Source organism: Enterobacter sp. SLBN-59 (assembly GCF_024807915.1).
Taxonomy (GTDB): domain Bacteria; phylum Pseudomonadota; class Gammaproteobacteria; order Enterobacterales; family Enterobacteriaceae; genus Enterobacter; species Enterobacter asburiae_B.
Window position 1 is genome coordinate 1414371 of record NZ_JANUFI010000001.1, and the last position, 18718, is coordinate 1433088.

Genomic DNA, 18718 nt, shown 5'->3' on the forward strand with positions numbered 1-18718 from the left:
TGAGAACATGGTAGATAAACGCGAATCCTATACAAAAGAAGATCTTCTTGCCTCTGGTCGCGGTGAACTGTTTGGCGCTAAAGGCCCACAGTTACCGGCCCCGAACATGCTGATGATGGACCGTGTCGTGAAAATGACCGAAACCGGCGGCAACTTCGATAAGGGTTACGTAGAAGCAGAACTCGATATCAACCCGGACCTGTGGTTCTTCGGTTGCCACTTTATTGGCGATCCGGTAATGCCTGGCTGTCTGGGCCTGGATGCCATGTGGCAGCTGGTTGGCTTCTATCTGGGCTGGCTGGGCGGCGAAGGTAAAGGCCGCGCGCTGGGCGTGGGCGAAGTAAAATTCACTGGCCAGGTTCTGCCTACGGCGAAGAAAGTGACCTATCGTATTCACTTCAAGCGCATCGTTAACCGCCGCCTGATTATGGGCCTGGCAGATGGCGAAGTGCTGGTCGACGGTCGTCTGATCTATAGCGCAAGCGACCTGAAAGTTGGCCTGTTCCAGGATACTTCAGCTTTCTGATCGTGCTTTTGGCACCCACAGAAAGGCGAAACCTCCGCATTGCGGAGGTTTCTTTTTTGAAAGAGACGTTATCAGGCTATGAGTGCCCTGTCGCCGATGGCTTCTCGCCAGCCTCCAAGCCATTGTGACCTTTGATTTATCGTCTGATAAGGACACATTTCTTTAGAACGTCCAGCGATGCCGGCCTGATAACCACGTTGATGAGCCCGTTCCAGGCGATCTCGTTTCTGTCTCTTCATGCCTCGTTTCCCTCATTCTTTTGTCTGGTGGAAAGAAAACAGTGTCTGCACTCAATGCACAGGCACAGATAACGAATACCCCGAATTAGTCGCATCGTCAATGTTCAAAATTCATACGGGTGTCATATTTGTGAGCTAGCCGGAAGTTCATTTGTACAAAAATTGTGACGTGGCACAAGTAACAAACTGAACTGAAAACGAAAAAAAACCGCAATCAGCAACAGGCCAACTGCGGTTTTTAATGATGAATTTTACTTATGGCAGCCGGGAAATTTCCCTTGCGATGCTGGCCGACTCCTGTGCCCAACCCTGAGCCAGAACTTTCACCATTTCGTCATAGCCATCTTTCTGCTGCTTCAGCTCCAGATGGAAAGGACGCTTAATCAGCTGCCCCTGATGGTTCAGCAACCACTCCCCGCTAATCACCACCGCACCGTCATAGCGGCCGTGGAAGCCCGTTACCGTGACGTTAAGCGTATCCTGGTCGTTACCCAGCGGCTGCGATGCGACAACCCAGCCCGGAAGCTGGCTGCCCAGATTGGCCACCAGCGTGTTACGCAGCTGCTGATCCAGCGGGCTGGCCCACAGGTTGTTCGTCGCAATCACGTATTTAACCTCGCTGGTCTGATAGACCACGCCGTTTCCTGCCAGATAATCCGGCACGGTAACCTGCTCAACCCACAGCTGGCGGTTTCCCTGGCTGGCCGTGCTTTGTCCACCGCTGTGTGTAGACACAGGCAGCTGATAGTAGCTTTTATTATCTACCCCTGAACTGCACGCCGTTAACAGCAGAGCGCCAACCATCAATAGCCACTTTTTCATTCTTTTGCCCTCTTCGGCTCAGGATCCTTTTTATCTTTCGCTTCGAACACCAGCGCATTGCTCTTCTCGTTGAGCGTTTTCAGCACCGGCTGCAGTTCACGCAAGACCTGATCAAGACGCTGCATATCTGCCACCATCTTGTTGTACGCCGCTGAACCCGGCTGGAAGCCCTGCATACTGCGGTTCAGCTCACGTAGCGTTTTCTGCATATCCTGCGGCAGCTGCTGCATGCTCTGGCTCGCAGTGATCTTGTTGATGTTATCCAGCGTGGTTTGCAGGCGACGCATCGTTGCCTGGCTTTCGCTCAGAGAGTTCGTCGCCGCTTCAATCATCGGATTCAGTGGCAGATTGTTGATCTTATCCAGCGTTTCCATCAGACGCTGCTGGATCTGAGCCAGACCGCTGCTCACCGTTGGGATGATCTTGTAGCCACCAAATTCACGAATACCGGTAATCGGCGGTGCTTTCGGGTAGAAGTCCATATCCACATACAGCGCACCGGTCACCAGATTACCCGTCTTCAAGGAACCTCGCAGACCACGGTCCATCAGTTGACTGATATGGGTGGCAATATCCTGATTCTCGCCAATCTGGTTAAGCAGACGTTCCGGCTCGATGCGGATCAGTACCGGAATACGGTAATCATCGTCAAGCATCTGGCTCAGGCCCGGAACAAAGAACGGAACTTGCCCAACCGTACCAAGACGAATACCTCGGAACTCAACGGGCGCGCCCGGCTGCAGGCCGCGGACGGAATCTTTGAAGAACATCAGGAAGTCGATGTGATCGGTATAAAGCGCGTCCTGAATGCTTCGCTGATCGTCAAAGAGTCTGAACGCCGTTTTCTCGGCAACCGGCTGCCCCAGATCCTGCCCTTCCGGCACATCAAAGCTCACCCCGCCGCCAAACAGCGTGGTTAAGGAACCCATTTCTACGCGCATCCCCGCCGACGTAAGATCGACCGCGATCCCGCTGTCCTTCCAGAAGCGAACGTTGCTGGTCACCAGACGATCGTTTGGCGCATTGATGAACAGCTGATAGCTGATGGTACGCTTTTGCGCATCGAAGGTGCTGGTTTCAACGGAACCGACGCGGTAGCCGCGGAACAGTACTGGATCACCCGCAGTGAGCTGACCCGCTTTTTTGCTGTCGAGGATCACGCGGATACCCTTGGCATCAGGCGGCGCAAGCGGCGGTGAGTCGAGAAGCTGATATTGCCCAGGCTGGCTGCCCTTCGTGCCGGGCTGCAGTTCAATGTAGGCTCCAGAGAGCAGCGTCCCTAAGCCGCTGATCCCTTCGCGCCCCACCTGCGGTTTAACGACCCAGAAAACGGAATCACCGTGCAGCAGTTTTTCCATGCCGGCATTAAGGCGCGCCTTAATTTCCACATGGGTTAAATCGTCGGTCAGGGTTGCGCTTTCGACCACGCCCACGTCCACGCTACGGCTTTTGATGGTCGTTTTACCGCCCTCAATCCCCTCGGCATTGGTGGTTATCAGCGTGACTTCCGGTCCCTGATGGCTGTAATGATAAAACAGGATCCATGCACCGATCAGCGCGGTCACGATGGGGAAAATCCACACCGGCGACCAGTTTTTGACCTTCTGCACTTTCGCCTCTCCACTCTTATTTTCCATGCTCTTACTCTTCCTCATGGCTTGATTCAGGCTCACGATCCCACGATAAACGAGGGTCGAAGGTCATGGCCGCAAACATGGTCATAATCACGACCAGTGCAAACATTAAAGCCCCCATCGCGGGATAAATACTCATCAAACCGCCCATCCGCACCAGTGCAGAGAGAACGGCGATGACAAACACGTCAATCATTGACCAGCGTCCGACAAACTCGACCACTTCATAAATCAGGTGCATGCGCTCGCTGTCGCGTTTTCCATGCCCCTTCGCATCCCAACAGAGCCAGGCGATGGCGATCATTTTTAAGGTTGGCACCATAATACTGGCGATAAAGATCACGCCGGCGACAGGATAGGAACCTTCGCCCCACAGCAGGATCACCCCGGCGAGGATCGTCGAGGGCATTTTATCGCCGAGCAAATCGGTGATCATGATCGGTAGAATATTGGCAGGCAGATACAGCATGATGGAGGTGACCAGCAGGGCCATCGTCCACTGAAGGCTATTTTTACGGCGTACGTGACCTTTCGTTTCGCAGCGCGGACAAACGTCGAGATCGGCGGGCAGCACGGCGGTGCAGCACGGGCAGGAACGCAGCCCCTGACGAATGCCGGGCACGCCGACTTTTACCGTCTGCGCAAGCGTCGGTGCCGGGGCGATATCATCCCACGCCCAGCGTCTGTCCACGCACTGGAACGCGCGCAGCTGCAGGACACAGTACAGGCACCACGGAATAAAGCTGCTGCCGATCCCCACATCGCCGTACGCCATGAGCTTCACGAAACTGACCAGAATGCCCGCCAGAAAGATTTCAGCCATGCCCCAGCTTTTGAGCTGAAAAAGGATACGCGCGAGCCGGATTTTCAATGATGAGGGCATCCTGACGCGGTTGACCAGCAATAGGATAACGACCAGGCAAAAAGCCGGGACTACCTGGACAAACAGGAGAAAAAAGGTGCCGAGGCTGGCGTAATCTTCCGAGAACATCACGCCCGGGATTTCAAGCAGATCCACCTGGCTGGTTATCCCCCCCACCTTCATATAGATGAAGGGGAAGAGATTGGAGAGCAGCAGCATGAACAATGCTGCCAGAGCGTAAGCAGTGGGACGCTGCCGCGGCGCGTCCCACTCGGTTGTCAACGTTGCGCCGCAACGTGGACACAGGGCTTTATGTCCGTGACCAAGCTCTGGCAACGCCACGAGCATATCGCATTGCGAGCATAAAATATGCCTGTCGGCATGGTGCTGGTCACACATATGTTATCCCTGTCTATGCGCCGTTTTTCAGAGACTCAAGGTACTCCCAGCGCTCAAATGCTTCTTCCAGGGCTTTTTCAGCCGCGGACAGTTCAGCCAGTACTTTCTGAGTATAGTCATGCGATTGGGTAAAGAATGATGCATCAGCAACCTGTTTTTGCAGATCCTCAAGCGCGGCCTCCAGCTCTTCAAGACGCTGCGGTAGCCCCTCCAGTTCGCGCTGCAGGTTATAGCTTAGTTTAGCCGAGGTTTTCTTGACAGTTTCTGCTTTTGTTACAGCAGGTTCTGAACTTATTTTGGACTTTGACTGTTTCTGCGCCAGAGACTGCGATTGCTGCCCTTTTGCATCGTGATAACCGCCTACGTATTGTCCAATTTGCCCTTCACCTTCGAAGATCCAGCACTCGGTCACGGTGTTATCCACGAACTGACGATCGTGGCTAACCAGCATCACGGTCCCCTGATAACCGTCAATCAGTTCTTCGAGCAATTCCAGCGTTTCGACATCCAGGTCGTTCGTTGGTTCATCGAGAATCAACAGGTTACTTGGTTTCAGGAACAGACGCGCCAGCAGCAGACGATTACGCTCTCCGCCAGATAACGCACGAACAGGGGTCATCGCACGTTTCGGATGGAACAGGAAGTCCTGCAGATAGCCCAGCACGTGGCGCGGTTTGCCGTTTACCATTACCTCTTGCTTGCCTTCGGCGAGGTTATCCATCACCGTGCGGTCCGGATCCAGCTCCGCGCGGTGCTGGTCGAAGTAGGCCACTTCCAGCTTAGTCCCACAGTGAATGCGGCCGCTGTCGGCCTGCAGCTGGCCCAGCATCAGCTTCAGCAGCGTGGTTTTTCCGCAGCCGTTCGGGCCGATAAGCGCAATTTTGTCGCCGCGCTGCACCTGGGCGGAGAAATCTTTCACCAGCACTTTGCCATCAACCTGATAGTTGACGTTTTCCATTTCAAAGACAATCTTGCCGGAACGGGATGCTTCTTCCACCTGCATTTTGGCGCTGCCCATCACTTCACGGCGTTCGCTGCGCTCACGGCGCATTGCCTTCAGAGCGCGCACGCGGCCTTCGTTACGGGTACGGCGGGCCTTGATGCCCTGGCGAATCCACACCTCTTCCTGCGCCAGCTTGCGGTCGAACTCCGCATTTTGCAGCTCTTCCACGCGCAGGTTTTCTTCTTTCTCCAGCAGATAGGTGTCGTAATCGCCAGGATAGGTGACCAGCTTGCCGCGGTCGAGATCGACAATACGCGTCGCCATGTTGCGAATAAACGAACGGTCGTGCGAGATAAAGATGATGGTGCCGCTGAAGGTTTTCAGGAAACCTTCCAGCCAGTCAATCGCTTCGATATCCAGGTGGTTCGTCGGTTCGTCCAGCAGCAGCACCTTCGGCCCGCTGACCAGCGCGCGGCCCAGGGCCGCTTTACGCAGCCAGCCGCCGGAGAGCGCCGACAGCTCCATGTCCGGTTCCAGACCAAGCTGGGCCAGAACCTCGTTAATGCGGTTTTCAAGCTGCCACAGACCGTGGTGATCGAGCATCTCCTGCACTTTCGCCAGTTCGTTGAGGTTCTTGTCGCTCGGGTCGGTCATCACCAGATGCGAAATCTCGTGATAGCGCTTCAGGTATTCGGCCTGCTCAGAGATCCCTTCCGCCACGAAATCATAAACGCTGCCTGTCACGTGACGCGGCGGGTCCTGCTGGAGACGGGAGACGATCAGATCCTGCTCGTAAACGATGCGACCGTCATCCAGCCCCTGTTCGCGGTTGAGGATTTTCATCAGCGTGGATTTACCCGCGCCGTTACGGCCCACCAGACAGACGCGCTCGTTATCTTCGATATGCAGCTCTGCATTATCGAGAAGCGGCGAGTCGCTGAAAGAGAGCCACGCGCCGTGCATACTAATTAAAGACATTTATTTTTCCTTTCAGGCCGCGGTAATCAACCAGCAGTTATGAATTTGACGGTTACGGGCAAAGTCCTGAGACAGCGTTTTTTGGCTGATTTCTTGTGCTTTCAGTCCCAGGGCTGCTAAGCCGTCATGATCCATACGGAAGCCGCGTTTGTTGTTCGAGAACATAATGGTACCGCCCTTACGCAGCAGGCGCTTCAGGTCGGTCATCAGGCGCAGGTGATCGCGTTGAACGTCAAAGCTATCCTCCATGCGCTTGGAGTTGGAGAAGGTCGGCGGATCGATAAAGATCAGGTCGAACTGCTCGTCAGTATCACGCAGCCAGCCCAGCACGTCGGCCTGCATCAGTCGGTGCTGACGTCCGGTCAGCCCATTAAGACGCAGGTTGCGCTCCGCCCACTCCAGATAGGTGCGGGACATATCCACCGTGGTGGTGCTCCGCGCGCCGCCCAGACCCGCATGCACGCTCGCGCTGCCGGTATAGGAGAACAGGTTGAGGAAATCTTTGCCCTTGCTCATCTGGCCCAGCATGCGACGGGCGATACGGTGGTCGAGGAACAGGCCGGTATCCAGATAGTCTGTCAGGTTCACCCACAGGCGAGCGTTGTATTCGCCCACTTCGATGAAGTCGCCCTTCTCGCCCATCTTCTGGTACTGATTTTTCCCTTTCTGACGCTCGCGGGTTTTCAGCACCAGCTTGTTCGGCGCAATGCCGAGCACGGCGATGGTGGCCGCGATAACGTCCAGCATGCGCTGACGCGCTTTTTGCGCATCAATGGTTTTCGGCGGCGCATATTCCTGAATCACCACCCAGTCCGCGTAGCGGTCAACCGCCACGTTATACTCCGGCAGGTCGGCGTCGTACAGGCGGTAGCATTCAATCCCTTCCTGCTTCGCCCACTTTTCATATTTTTTCAGGTTCTTGCGCAGGCGGTTGGCATAATCTTCCGCCACGCCGGATGGCTTACTGTCCGCCGCTTTCTCCGCCAGATGGTAGTTTTTCTGCACGCAGTCCAGCGGGCCGTTTTTCGCCTTAAACTGGCGATCGGCACGCAGCTGCAGGCAGCTCAGCAGCTCCGGCGAGGCGCTAAACAGCGACAGGTTCCAGCCGCCGAAGTAGTCCTTCATATTGCGGCCCAGCAGGCTGTGCAGGGCAATCAGCGCCGGCTCGCTGTCCAGACGCTCGCCGTAAGGCGGGTTGCTGATCACGGTACCGTACGGACCTTTTGGCAGCGGGTTGGTCAGATTCGCCACGTCTTTCACCTCGAAGGTGACCAGCTCGCCGATACCGGCGCGACGGGCGTTGCTGCGCGCGCGTTCGATTACGCGCGGGTCGCTGTCCGAACCGTAGAAGTGGGAGGTGTACTCCGCCAGACCTTTACGCGCGCGGGTCTGCGCGTCGTCTTTGACCTCTTTCCAGAGCGCTTCGTCGTGCTGGGCCCAGCCTTTAAAGCCCCAGTGACCGCGATGCAGGCCCGGCGCGCGGTCGGTTGCCAGCATGGCCGCTTCAATCAGCAACGTACCGGAACCGCACATCGGATCGAGCAGCGGCGTGCCCGGCTGCCAGCCGGAGCGCATTACAATGGCGGCGGCCAGGGTTTCTTTAATTGGCGCCATACCGGTACGATCGCGGTAGCCGCGCAGGTGCAGGCCCGCGCCGCTCAGATCGAGAGAAATACTCGCCGTGTCACCGTTGAGCCAGACGTTAATACGCAGATCCGGATTTTCGCGATCGACGTTCGGACGTTCCTTATTTTTACGCGTAAAGCAGTCCACAATGGCGTCTTTTACGCGCAGGGCACCGTACTGGCTGTTGCGGATCTCGTCGTTCACGCCGTTGAAATGCACCGCAAAGGTGGCATTGGGCGTGAAGATCTCTGTCCAGTCGATCATCTGTACGCCGGTATAGAGGTCCAGGTCGCTATAGACCTTGCACTCCTTCATCGGCAGCATGATGCGCGACGCCAGACGGCTCCACATCAGGCTCTGGTAAATAAGCCGCGTGTCGCCCTCAAAATGGACACCACCCTGAACCACCTGGCACTCTTGCGCGCCCAGGCTTTCCAGTTCAGTTTTTAACAGCTCTTCCAGCCCACGGGCCGTACTGGCAAACAGAGAATTCATATCGTCACTTTTACTCTTAGAAAATTGTCGCGCATTATAGCTAATATGGCGTGTATGTCATAAAGTTGAAGGCTTATTTTCATTTGTGGGAGTGTGCAGTGGCGACGTTATCCAGGCTTTTTATTCATCCGGTGAAATCCATGCGCGGCATCGGCGTCTCTCACGCGCTGGCCGACATGAGCGGATTCGCCTTCGATCGTATTTTTATGGTCACCGAGCCTGACGGCACGTTCATCACCGCACGCCAGTTCCCGCAGATGGTTCGCTTTACCCCTTCCCCGCTTCATGACGGTTTGCACCTTACCGCGCCGGACGGTTCCAGCGCGGTCATTCGCTTTGCTGATTTTGCGCCTGTCGATGCGCCAACGGAAGTGTGGGGCAATCATTTTACCGCGCGCATCGCCCCGGATGAGATTAACCGCTGGCTGAGCGGTTTCTTCTCCCGCGACGTGCAGCTGCGCTGGGTTGGGCCTGAACCGACGCGTCGCGTGAAGCGCCATGACGCCGTTCCCCTCTCCTTCGCCGATGGTTTCCCGTTCCTGCTGACTAACGAAGCCTCGCTGCGTGATTTACAAGGCCGCTGCAAGGCCAGCGTTCAGATGGAACAGTTCCGTCCGAACCTAGTGGTCACGGGCGCCGACGCCTGGGAAGAAGACACCTGGAAAGTGATCCGCATCGGTAGCGTCATCTTTGATGTCGTAAAACCCTGCAGCCGCTGCATTTTCACCACGGTGAGCCCTGAGAAAGGCCAGAAGCACCCTTCCGGCGAACCGCTGAAGACGCTGCAGTCGTTCCGCACCGCGCAGGACAGCGGGGATGTGGATTTCGGCCAGAACCTGATCCCGCGCTCCAGCGGCGCAATCCGCGTCGGTGATGAGGTAGAAATTCTTGTCCGAGGGCCTGCAAAAGCGTACGGCTCAGGTCAGGAAGAAGAAATGGTCGACGTTGTGACAAATGTCGCCTCTGCGGTAGATATTCACTGGCAGGGCAACGTCATCCGTGGCAACAACCAGCAGGTATTGCTTGAGCAACTGGAGCAGGCAGGTATTCGCGTACCCTATTCCTGTCGCGCAGGCATTTGCGGATGCTGCCGCATCAGGCTGGTGGATGGAGAGGTTAGTGCGCTGAAAAAATCGGCAATTGGAAATGACGGCACAATTCTGTGCTGTAGCTGCATACCGAAAACGTCCGTACAGCTGGAAGCTTAAACCGCCTGTTCAAGGCTGAAGGAATCTACGCGCAGCTGCGGCTTCAGCCTGTCGTTCATCACTTTAATGGCATCGCCAAGCTGCATCGTCCGCCCGGCAATGGTTACGCCGGGCTGTGCCAGCAGGCAGAGCGCAGCATTTTCGCCTGGCTCAACCACCAGCAGGCTCACCTCTTCTGCGGTATCGCTCAGATTGACGCTGGCCGCATCACCCGTTGCCGGGGTCCAGCTCATACCATGCGCAAGAAAATGCCAGCTTTTTGGCATTTGCGGTTTCAGGAAGCGGATAGCCACCAGCGCATTTAATACCAGCTCGGCACGCTGCTCTTTAGAGAGCACCAGATCGCGGCATTTTTCTTCAAAGGAGAAATAAAGCGCCGCATCGTCAACGCAAAAGCCCGACGGGGAAAATGCATCCGGGGTTAACATTCGGCGGGCAAAACGAGAACGAAACAACATGCCATTGGCTAAATCGAGCATCATTCGGTCATGCTCGTCGCAAAAATACCAGCGCCAGTTATCGTCAGGTTTAATTCGCATGTGTCTCTCCCGTCCCCAAACGTCCTGTACTAAAAATGTCCTGTTTGCCGCCTCGTTTATAACACCATTAATAAAAGACTATAATGACTAAATAAGCAACAGTGACGGAATATAAAACAACCAGGGCTGGAAATAAAGCCCTGGTTGTCTGATTAAGAGAAAAGATTAGATATGAGTAACGATTTCTTTAATCAGCGGCGGTCCTTTAAAAATAAAGCCGGAATAGATTTGCACCAGTGATGCACCCGCCGCCATCTTCTCGCGCGCAGCAATCACTGAGTCAATGCCGCCGACGCCAATAATCGGCAGACGTCCTTTTAATTCCGCAGACAGGGCGCGAATAATTTCGGTGCTTTTTAATTGCACCGGACGTCCACTTAACCCACCCGCTTCGTCACAGTTTTTCATTCCCTGCACGAGGGAACGATCGAGAGTGGTATTGGTCGCAATAACACCATCAATATTATGGCGAACCAAACTGTCGGCAACCTGGATCAATTCTTCAGGAGAAAGATCCGGGGCGATCTTAACCGCGACCGGAACATATTTATGGTGGATCGTCTGGAGTTCATTTTGTTTATTTTTAATGGCACTCAGAAGATCGTCCAGCGCTTCGCCATATTGTAAGGAACGCAGACCCGGAGTATTGGGTGAAGAAATATTCACCGCAATATAACCGGCATAGGCGTAGACTTTTTCCATACAAATCAGATAGTCATCTTTACCCTGCTCTACCGGCGTGTCTTTATTTTTACCGATATTGATGCCTAATATTCCGTCAAAATGGGCTTTTTTTACGTTCTCAACCAGGTGATCAACACCGAGGTTATTAAAGCCCATGCGGTTGATCAGCCCTTCGGCTTCAACCAGGCGGAACAGGCGCGGCTTGTCATTTCCCGGCTGCGGGCGCGGCGTGACGGTACCGATTTCAATGGAGCCAAAGCCCATCGCGCCCAGGGCATCAATGCACTCGCCATTTTTGTCCAGACCGGCCGCCAGACCCAGCGGATTCTTAAAGGTCAGACCCATGCACTGCACAGGTTTTTCCGGCACATTCTGACGCACCAGAGCGGCCAGCGGCGTTCCGGTAATACGACGTAATTGCTGGAATGTAAATTCATGAGCGCGCTCAGGGTCGAGCTGGAAAAGGGCTTTACGAACGAAGGGGTAGTACATGAACTCTCCTGGATTCCCGGTGTGCAAACCGGGAGGGGATTATGGGCGATCCACGCGCGAAAGGGAATTGACCTGCGGCAAAAAATCAGCGTAAAACGCAATCGTTTACCTCTCAGTCTATTTCTTATGCACTTTTTCGCATTTTAATTGCAGATAAATCATTTAGTGGAATAACCGCGCGGTGTCACACTCCTGAAAATTGTTATGAATGTTAGATAAAAGCAAACAATTGGTTATAAGGAGGAAGTATGCGCGTCATTACCCTGGCCGGAAGTCCACGATTCCCTTCGCGCTCCAGCGCCCTGCTGGAATATGCCCGCGAAAAACTCAATGCCCTGGATGTGGAAGTGTGCCACTGGAACCTGCATAACTTCGAACCTGAAGATCTGCTCTACGCCCGCTTCGACAGCCCAGCGCTGAAAACGCTCATCGAGCAGCTTAACGGCGCTGACGGCTTAATTGTGGCAACGCCTATTTATAAAGCCTCTTTTTCCGGGGCGCTGAAAACCCTGCTCGATCTGCTTCCGGAACGCGCCCTGGACGGCAAAGTCGTGCTGCCGCTGGCAACGGGCGGTACGGTTGCCCATTTACTGGCCGTGGATTATGCCCTGAAGCCGGTGCTGAACGCGCTGAAAGCGCAGGAGATCCTCCACGGCGTTTTCGCAGATGACTCCCAGGTTATCGATTATCAACATAAACCTCATTTTACGCCGAACCTGCAAACCCGCCTCGATACTGCCCTGGAAACCTTCTGGCATGCTCTGCACCGCCGGGATATCCAGGCGCCGGCGTTTGGTCAGCCTCAAGGAGTCGCACATGTTTAAAACGTTAACCCGCATCGGCCTGGCAGGTCTGATGGCGCTTACCTCGCTGGCCCATGCAGCAGAAACGGCTCCGGAAAGTTTACGCATTGGCTATCAGAAAGGTAGCGTCAGCATGGTGCTGGCGAAAAGCCATCAGCTTCTGGAAAAACGCTTCCCGGACACCAAATTCTCCTGGGTGGAGTTCCCGGCTGGCCCGCAGATGCTGGAGGCCCTGAACGTCGGCAGTATCGATCTCGGCAGCACGGGTGATATTCCGCCGATATTCGCCCAGGCGGCGGGAGCGGACCTCGTCTATGTTGGCGTTGAGCCGCCCAAACCGAAGGCCGAAGTGATTCTGGTGCCTGAAAACAGCGACATTAAAAGCGTCGCCGACCTCAAAGGGCATAAAGTGGCTTTCCAGAAAGGTTCCAGCTCGCACAACCTGCTACTGCGTGCCCTGCAGGAAGCCGGGCTGAAGTTCACTGACATTCAGCCCGTTTACCTGACGCCTGCCGACGCGCGCGCCGCGTTCCAGCAGAAGAACGTTGATGCCTGGGCCATCTGGGATCCGTACTACTCCGCCGCATTGCTGCAGGGCGGCGTTCGCGTGCTGAAAGACGGTACCACGCTGAAGCAGACCGGCTCGTTCTATCTGGCCGCGCGTCCTTATGCGGAAAAGAACGGCGCATTTATTCAGGGCGTACTGGATACCTTTACCCAGGCCGATGCGCTGACCCAGACCCAGCGTCAGGAGAGCATTGCCCTGCTGGCGAAAACCATGGGCTTACCTGAGCCGGTGATCGCGAGCTATCTCAACCACCGTCCGCCGACCACCATTACGCCCGTGGACGCCCACGTCGCCGCGCTTCAGCAACAAACGGCTGACCTTTTCTATCAAAACCACCTGGTGCCAAAACAGGTCACTATTCGCGAACGCATCTGGCAGCCCGCAGGCAAAGAAGGAGCTAAATCATGAGTCTGAATCTTTTCTGGTTTTTACCCACCCACGGTGATGGACACTATCTTGGTACAGAAGAGGGCTCGCGCCCGGTTGACCACGGCTACCTGCAGCAGATTGCGCAGGCGGTGGACCGAATCGGTTTCACCGGGGTGCTGATCCCGACCGGACGTTCATGTGAAGATGCCTGGCTGGTGGCCGCGTCGATGATCCCGGTCACCCAGCGTCTGAAGTTCCTGGTTGCGTTACGCCCGAGCGTTGTCTCCCCTACCGTGGCGGCGCGTCAGGCGGCAACGCTGGACAGGCTGTCCAACGGTCGCGCCCTGTTTAACCTGGTGACGGGCAGCGACCCGCAGGAGCTGGCGGGCGACGGGGTGTTCCTCGACCATACCGAGCGCTACGAAGCCTCCGCCGAGTTCACCCGCGTCTGGCGACGTCTGCTGGAAGGTGAAACCGTCACCTTTGAAGGCAAGCATATTCACGTTCGTGACGCGAAGCTCTACTTCCCGCCGGTACAGCAGCCGCGACCGCCGCTCTATTTTGGCGGATCGTCGGATGTGGCCCAGGATCTGGCGGCAGAACAGGTCGATCTCTATCTGACCTGGGGCGAACCGCCTGAGCTGGTGAAAGAAAAAATTGCCCAGGTACGCGCTAAGGCGGCCGCCCATGGCCGCAAGGTGCGCTTCGGTATTCGCCTGCACGTGATCGTGCGCGAAACCAATGAAGAAGCCTGGCAGGCCGCCGACCGCCTGATCTCCCACCTGGACGATGAGACCATCGCCAGGGCGCAGGCCGCGTTTGCGAAAACCGACTCCGTCGGACAGCACCGAATGGCGTCCCTGCACAACGGCAAGCGCGAGAACCTGGAGATCAGCCCGAACCTGTGGGCGGGCGTTGGCCTGGTGCGCGGCGGTGCGGGCACGGCGCTGGTCGGCGACGGACCGACCGTAGCCGCCCGGATTAATGAATACGCAGACCTGGGTATCGACAGCTTTATTCTCTCCGGCTATCCGCATCTGGAAGAGGCGTACAAGGTGGGCGAGCTGTTATTCCCGCATCTGGATGTTGCCATTCCTGAAATTCCGCAGCCGCAGCGGCTTCAGCTTCAGGGCGAAGCCGTGGCGAACGAGTTTATTCCACGCAAAGCCGCACAGAGCTAAGGAGTGACCATGTCTGCCACCTCCCAAAAATGGCTGCTGCGCGCCGCGCCGTGGTTTTTACCCGTCGGCATTGTGGCTCTCTGGCAGCTCGCGTCGTCCACCGGCTGGCTGTCGAGCCGCATTCTGCCCTCTCCGGAGGGCGTCGTAGAAGCGTTCTGGTCGCTGAGCGTCAGCGGAGAGCTGTGGCAGCATCTGGCGATCAGCTCCTGGCGCGCCGTGATTGGGTTTTCCATCGGCGGCAGCATTGGTCTGGTTCTGGGCCTGATCAGCGGCCTTTCCCGCTGGGGCGAGCGGCTGCTGGATACCTCCATTCAGATGCTGCGCAACGTGCCGCATCTGGCGCTGATCCCGCTGGTTATCCTGTGGTTTGGGATTGATGAGAGCGCCAAGATCTTCCTCGTGGCGCTGGGCACACTGTTCCCGATCTACATCAACACCTGGCACGGCATCCGCAATATCGATCGCGGTCTGGTCGAGATGGCGCGCAGCTACGGCTTATCGGGTTTTTCCCTCTTTATTCACGTGATTCTGCCGGGCGCCCTGCCCTCCATTATGGTCGGGGTGCGTTTTGCGCTCGGCCTGATGTGGCTGACGCTGATTGTGGCGGAGACCATCTCAGCCAACTCAGGCATTGGCTACCTGGCGATGAACGCCCGCGAGTTCCTGCAAACGGACGTGGTGGTGGTTGCCATCATTCTGTATGCCCTGCTCGGCAAGCTCGCCGACGTCAGCGCCCAGTGGCTGGAGCGCAGCTGGCTGCGCTGGAACCCGGCCTATACCCTTCAGGAGGCGAAAGCATGAATACTGCACGACTGAACCAGGGAACGCCGTTACTGCTGAACGGCGTGACCAAACGCTACGGCGAAAACACCATTCTTAACGGGCTGGATCTGCATATTCCCGCCGGACAATTTGTGGCCGTTGTTGGTCGCAGCGGCGGCGGCAAGAGTACCCTGCTACGGCTTCTGGCCGGCCTGGAAGCCCCCAACGGCGGTGACATTCTGGCAGGAACGACGCCGCTTTCGAATATTCAGGACGATACCCGCATGATGTTTCAGGATGCACGCCTGCTGCCGTGGAAAACGGTTATCGACAATGTCGGGCTCGGTCTTAAGGGCAGCTGGCGGGATGAAGCCCGCCAGGCGCTGGCCGCCGTTGGGCTGGAAAATCGTGCGGGTGAATGGCCTGCCGCCCTCTCGGGTGGGCAGAAGCAGCGCGTGGCGCTGGCGCGCGCGTTGATTCACCGTCCGGGCCTGCTGTTGCTTGATGAACCGCTCGGCGCGCTCGACGCCCTGACGCGGATTGAAATGCAGGATTTGATTGGATCCCTGTGGCAGGCACACGGCTTTACGGTACTGCTGGTGACGCATGACGTGAGCGAGGCCGTCGCGATGGCTGACCGGGTGCTGCTAATTGAGGACGGGAAAATAGGTCTGGATCTGACGGTGGATATTCCGCGCCCTCGCCGCGTGGGCTCGGCAAGGCTGGCGGAGCTGGAAGCTGAGGTATTGGATCGGGTGATGAAGCGCGGGGGGACGGAGTTACAGCGAGCCAAGGCTAATGCCTGATGCCCTCACCCCGGCCCTCTCCCACGGGGAGAAAACACTAAAAACGGCAACCGAGGTTGCCGTTCTGCTTTTACCTGCCCACAGGGCAATTTTTTATTACGCTAAGGCCTTAGCAATCTTCTCGTACAGATCGCCAGACAGGTTCTCCAGCCCTTTCAGCTGCTCAAGCGCGGCGCGCATCTTCGCCTGACGCTTCGCATCGTAGCGTTTCAGACGGATCAGCGGCTCAATCAGGCGCGACGCCACCTGCGGGTTACGGCTGTTCAGCTCGGTCAGCATTTCCACCATGAACTGATACCCGCTGCCGTCTTCGGCGTGGAACGCGGCCGGGTTGCTGCTGGCAAACGCGCCAATCAGAGAACGCACGCGGTTTGGGTTGCTCAGGGTAAAGGAGCGATGCTTCAGCAGGCTGCGCACGTTGCTGAGCGCATCGGCCGCCGGGCTGGTCGCCTGCAGGATGAACCATTTGTCCATCACCAGGCCATCCTGATGCCACTTGTCGTCGTACTCCTGCATTAACGCATCACGGCACGGCAGTTCAGCGGCAACGCTTGCACCCAGCGCGGCCAGGGCGTCGGTCATGTTATCCGCTTCGTGGTACTGCTTGCTCACCAGGGTGTTCGCCAGCTCGGTTTCACCAAACGCCAGATAGCGCAGGCAGGTATTGCGCAGAGAACGTTTGCCAATGTCCACGTGCTCAACGCGATAAGCATCAAGCTTGTTGGCGTTATATATAGCCAGGAACTCATCGGCCAGCTCAGCAGCCAGCGTACGGGTCAGCGCTTCACGCACCGCCACGATGGCAATCGGGTCGATGATGTCAAACAGCTCGGCGATTTCAGTCGCTGACGGCAGGGTCAGAATTTCAGCGGCCAGGGCCGGGTCAATCTTCTCATCCAGCAGGATCGCGCGGAACGCGTCAGCCACATGAACAGGCAGCGACAGAGGCTGGCCCTGCTGATGACGGTTTACGTTGAGCTTAATGTAGGTCGCCAGCAGGCTTTGCGCCGCGTCCCAGCGGGAGAAGTCGTTACGCGCGTGACGCATCAGGAACGTCAGCTGCTGATCGCTCCACTTGTATTCCAGCTTCACCGGCGCGGAGAATTCACACAGCAGCGCAGGCACCGGCTGGAAGTAGACGTTATCGAAGATAAAGGTCTGCTCGGCCTGAGTCACGTTCAGCACGTGGTGTACCGGGTGGCCGCCCTTCTGGAGCGGGATGACTTTGCCTTCGTTATCGTACAGCTCAATGCTGAACGGAATATGCAGCGGATATTTCTCTTCCTGCTCCGCCGTCGGCGGCGTGCGCTGGCTGATGGTCAGGGTGTACTGCTCGGTTTCCGGATTGTAATCGTCTTTGACGGCGACAACCGGCGTCCCGGCCTGGCTGTACCAGCGGCGGAAGTGAGAGAGATCGACATTAGAGGCATCTTCCATAGCCTGCACAAAATCGTCGCAGGTGGCCGCGCTGCCGTCATGACGCTCGAAGTACAGCTGCATCCCTTTCTGGAAGTTCTCCTCGCCCAGCAGGGTGTGGATCATGCGGATAATTTCAGCGCCCTTCTCGTAAACCGTCAGGGTGTAGAAGTTGTTCATCTCGATGACTTTATCCGGGCGGATCGGGTGCGCCATTGGGCTGGCATCTTCAGCAAACTGCAGGCCACGCATGGTACGCACGTTGTTGATGCGGTTCACCGCGCGTGAACCCAGATCGGAGCTGAACTCCTGATCGCGGAAGACGGTCAGGCCCTCTTTCAGGCTCAGCTGGAACCAGTCGCGGCAGGTGACGCGGTTACCGGTCCAGTTGTGGAAATATTCGTGGCCGATAACGCGTTCGATATCAAGGTAGTCTTTGTCCGTTGCGGTATCGGTACGCGCCAGCACGTATTTGGAGTTAAAGACGTTAAGGCCTTTGTTCTCCATTGCGCCCATGTTGAAGAAATCGACGGCGACGATCATATAGATGTCGAGGTCATATTCGAGGCCGAAGCGCTCTTCGTCCCACTTCATGGAGTTGATGAGGGAGGTCATCGCCCACGGCGCGCGGTCAAGGTTGCCGCGGTCAACAAACAGCTCCAGCGCCACCTCGCGGCCTGAGCGCGTTTTGAAGGTGTCGCGCAGCACGTCGAAGTCCCCCGCCACCAGCGCAAACAGGTAGCACGGTTTCGGGAAGGGATCCTGCCACTGCACCCAGTGACGACCATTCTCCAGCTCGCCTTCGCCTACGCGGTTACCGTTGGAGAGCAGGAAAGGATACAGGGTTTTATCGGCGATGATTTTGGTGGTGAAGCGCGCCAGGACGTCCGGACGGTCGAGATACCAGGTTATGTGGCGGAACCCTTCCGCTTCACACTGGGTACACAGCGCCACGCCCGACTGGTAAAGCCCTTCCAGCGCGGTGTTGGCGGCTGGGCTGATTTCATTCACGATGCGCAGCGTAAACTGTTCCGGCAGGTTGTCGATGACCAGCTGGTTGTTTTCTTCTTTATAGTCTAACCAGGCTTCATCATTAATATGCAGGGAGACCAGCGTCAGGTCTTCACCATCCAGACGCAGCGGCACCGCAGTTGCGCTATGGCGCGTCACCTGGCTCACCGCCGTGACAACGGTTTTTGTGGCATCTAGGTCAAAAGTCAGATCGATTTCGCTAATCAGGTAATCCGGCGCACGGTAGTCGTGGCGGTATTTGGCTTGTGGCTGTTGTGTCATAGAAAACCTTATGCATCGTTTGTCGAGTAACGTTTCAATATATTCCTGTTGCGCAAATCGCGCTATGCAGAAT

16 protein-coding genes are annotated in these 18718 nt (G+C 56.5%); 7 read left to right on the plus strand and 9 right to left on the minus strand.

From position 1 onward, the window contains the following. Positions 1-7: 7 nt before the first annotated feature. The gene (gene fabA, locus M2422_RS06790) at positions 8-526 is read left to right on the plus strand and encodes a 3-hydroxyacyl-[acyl-carrier-protein] dehydratase FabA (protein WP_008499931.1); all 519 of its coding nucleotides are present in this window, start codon (positions 8-10) and stop codon (positions 524-526) included. A 71-nt stretch (positions 527-597) separates the two neighbouring features. Here fabA and rmf read toward each other — a convergent pair whose 3' ends face one another. From rmf to rlmKL, 6 genes are all read right to left on the minus strand, one after another. Then, positions 598-765 (minus strand): ribosome modulation factor, encoded by a 168-nt coding sequence (gene rmf / locus M2422_RS06795; protein ID WP_013097261.1) that lies wholly within the window; start codon positions 763-765, stop codon positions 598-600. 255 nt (positions 766-1020) lie between these two features. Then, the gene (gene pqiC / locus M2422_RS06800) at positions 1021-1587 is read right to left on the minus strand and encodes a membrane integrity-associated transporter subunit PqiC (protein ID WP_064672232.1); all 567 of its coding nucleotides are present in this window, start codon (positions 1585-1587) and stop codon (positions 1021-1023) included. After that, complete coding sequence (gene pqiB, locus M2422_RS06805) at positions 1584-3224, minus strand: intermembrane transport protein PqiB (RefSeq protein ID WP_033145117.1); 1641 nt, start codon at positions 3222-3224, stop codon at positions 1584-1586. Before pqiB ends, pqiC begins: the two co-directional genes overlap by 4 nt. Before the next feature lie 4 nt (positions 3225-3228). Continuing rightward, entirely contained in the window at positions 3229-4482 is a 1254-nt protein-coding gene (gene pqiA, locus M2422_RS06810; RefSeq protein WP_064672231.1) for a membrane integrity-associated transporter subunit PqiA, read from the minus strand. 13 nt (positions 4483-4495) lie between these two features. Beyond that, positions 4496-6403, minus strand: coding sequence for an ABC transporter ATP-binding protein (locus tag M2422_RS06815; protein WP_064672230.1), 1908 nt, complete (start codon positions 6401-6403; stop codon positions 4496-4498). A 12-nt stretch (positions 6404-6415) separates the two neighbouring features. Further along, positions 6416-8524: a bifunctional 23S rRNA (guanine(2069)-N(7))-methyltransferase RlmK/23S rRNA (guanine(2445)-N(2))-methyltransferase RlmL gene (gene rlmKL, locus M2422_RS06820; protein ID WP_039261606.1), complete on the minus strand. Its 2109-nt coding sequence runs from the start codon at positions 8522-8524 to the stop codon at positions 6416-6418. A 98-nt stretch (positions 8525-8622) separates the two neighbouring features. Between rlmKL and M2422_RS06825 the strand changes: the two genes are divergently transcribed. Then, a complete protein-coding gene (locus tag M2422_RS06825) occupies positions 8623-9732 on the plus strand; it encodes a YcbX family protein (protein WP_064672229.1) in 1110 nt (369 codons plus the stop codon). Here the strand turns inward: M2422_RS06825 and zapC are convergent. Both zapC and pyrD read right to left on the minus strand, forming a co-directional pair. Continuing rightward, complete coding sequence (gene zapC / locus M2422_RS06830; RefSeq protein ID WP_023311020.1) at positions 9729-10271, minus strand: cell division protein ZapC; 543 nt, start codon at positions 10269-10271, stop codon at positions 9729-9731. The two genes, M2422_RS06825 and zapC, sit on opposite strands and share 4 nt — an antisense overlap. Before the next feature lie 165 nt (positions 10272-10436). Then, entirely contained in the window at positions 10437-11447 is a 1011-nt protein-coding gene (pyrD, locus tag M2422_RS06835; protein WP_023311019.1) for a quinone-dependent dihydroorotate dehydrogenase, read from the minus strand. 248 nt (positions 11448-11695) lie between these two features. Between pyrD and ssuE the strand changes: the two genes are divergently transcribed. The 5 genes from ssuE to ssuB are packed head-to-tail and all read left to right on the plus strand — an operon-like array spanning position 11696 to position 15936. Then, positions 11696-12271, plus strand: coding sequence for an NADPH-dependent FMN reductase (gene ssuE / locus M2422_RS06840; protein ID WP_023335146.1), 576 nt, complete (start codon positions 11696-11698; stop codon positions 12269-12271). Further along, positions 12264-13226, plus strand: coding sequence for a sulfonate ABC transporter substrate-binding protein (locus M2422_RS06845; protein WP_032638812.1), 963 nt, complete (start codon positions 12264-12266; stop codon positions 13224-13226). Before ssuE ends, M2422_RS06845 begins: the two co-directional genes overlap by 8 nt. Further along, on the plus strand, positions 13223-14368 hold the full coding sequence (gene ssuD, locus M2422_RS06850; RefSeq protein WP_064672228.1) for an FMNH2-dependent alkanesulfonate monooxygenase: 1146 nt from the start codon (positions 13223-13225) through the stop codon (positions 14366-14368). The genes M2422_RS06845 and ssuD overlap by 4 nt, the downstream gene beginning before the upstream one ends. Before the next feature lie 9 nt (positions 14369-14377). After that, complete coding sequence (gene ssuC / locus M2422_RS06855) at positions 14378-15169, plus strand: aliphatic sulfonate ABC transporter permease SsuC (protein WP_023311016.1); 792 nt, start codon at positions 14378-14380, stop codon at positions 15167-15169. Further along, positions 15166-15936, plus strand: a complete 771-nt coding sequence (ssuB, locus tag M2422_RS06860) for an aliphatic sulfonates ABC transporter ATP-binding protein (RefSeq protein ID WP_064672227.1) — start codon at positions 15166-15168, stop codon at positions 15934-15936. The genes ssuC and ssuB overlap by 4 nt, the downstream gene beginning before the upstream one ends. Positions 15937-16032: 96 nt before the next feature. On the opposite strand, the gene pepN is transcribed toward ssuB, so the two are convergent. Further along, entirely contained in the window at positions 16033-18645 is a 2613-nt protein-coding gene (gene pepN / locus M2422_RS06865) for an aminopeptidase N (RefSeq protein ID WP_064672226.1), read from the minus strand. Between the last annotated feature and the right edge of the window lie 73 nt (positions 18646-18718).

Bases quoted from the DNA above. Each gene is read 5' to 3' on its own strand.
- fabA (WP_008499931.1), top strand. From the start codon at position 8: ATGGTAGATAAACGCGAATCCTATACAAAAGAAGATCTTCTTGCCTCT.
- rmf (WP_013097261.1), bottom strand. From the start codon at position 765: ATGAAGAGACAGAAACGAGATCGCCTGGAACGGGCTCATCAACGTGGT.
- pqiC (WP_064672232.1), bottom strand. From the start codon at position 1,587: ATGAAAAAGTGGCTATTGATGGTTGGCGCTCTGCTGTTAACGGCGTGC.
- pqiB (WP_033145117.1), bottom strand. From the start codon at position 3,224: ATGGAAAATAAGAGTGGAGAGGCGAAAGTGCAGAAGGTCAAAAACTGG.
- pqiA (WP_064672231.1), bottom strand. From the start codon at position 4,482: ATGTGTGACCAGCACCATGCCGACAGGCATATTTTATGCTCGCAATGC.
- M2422_RS06815 (WP_064672230.1), bottom strand. From the start codon at position 6,403: ATGTCTTTAATTAGTATGCACGGCGCGTGGCTCTCTTTCAGCGACTCG.
- rlmKL (WP_039261606.1), bottom strand. From the start codon at position 8,524: ATGAATTCTCTGTTTGCCAGTACGGCCCGTGGGCTGGAAGAGCTGTTA.
- zapC (WP_023311020.1), bottom strand. From the start codon at position 10,271: ATGCGAATTAAACCTGACGATAACTGGCGCTGGTATTTTTGCGACGAG.
- pyrD (WP_023311019.1), bottom strand. From the start codon at position 11,447: ATGTACTACCCCTTCGTTCGTAAAGCCCTTTTCCAGCTCGACCCTGAG.
- ssuE (WP_023335146.1), top strand. From the start codon at position 11,696: ATGCGCGTCATTACCCTGGCCGGAAGTCCACGATTCCCTTCGCGCTCC.
- M2422_RS06845 (WP_032638812.1), top strand. From the start codon at position 12,264: ATGTTTAAAACGTTAACCCGCATCGGCCTGGCAGGTCTGATGGCGCTT.
- ssuD (WP_064672228.1), top strand. From the start codon at position 13,223: ATGAGTCTGAATCTTTTCTGGTTTTTACCCACCCACGGTGATGGACAC.
- ssuC (WP_023311016.1), top strand. From the start codon at position 14,378: ATGTCTGCCACCTCCCAAAAATGGCTGCTGCGCGCCGCGCCGTGGTTT.
- ssuB (WP_064672227.1), top strand. From the start codon at position 15,166: ATGAATACTGCACGACTGAACCAGGGAACGCCGTTACTGCTGAACGGC.
- pepN (WP_064672226.1), bottom strand. From the start codon at position 18,645: ATGACACAACAGCCACAAGCCAAATACCGCCACGACTACCGTGCGCCG.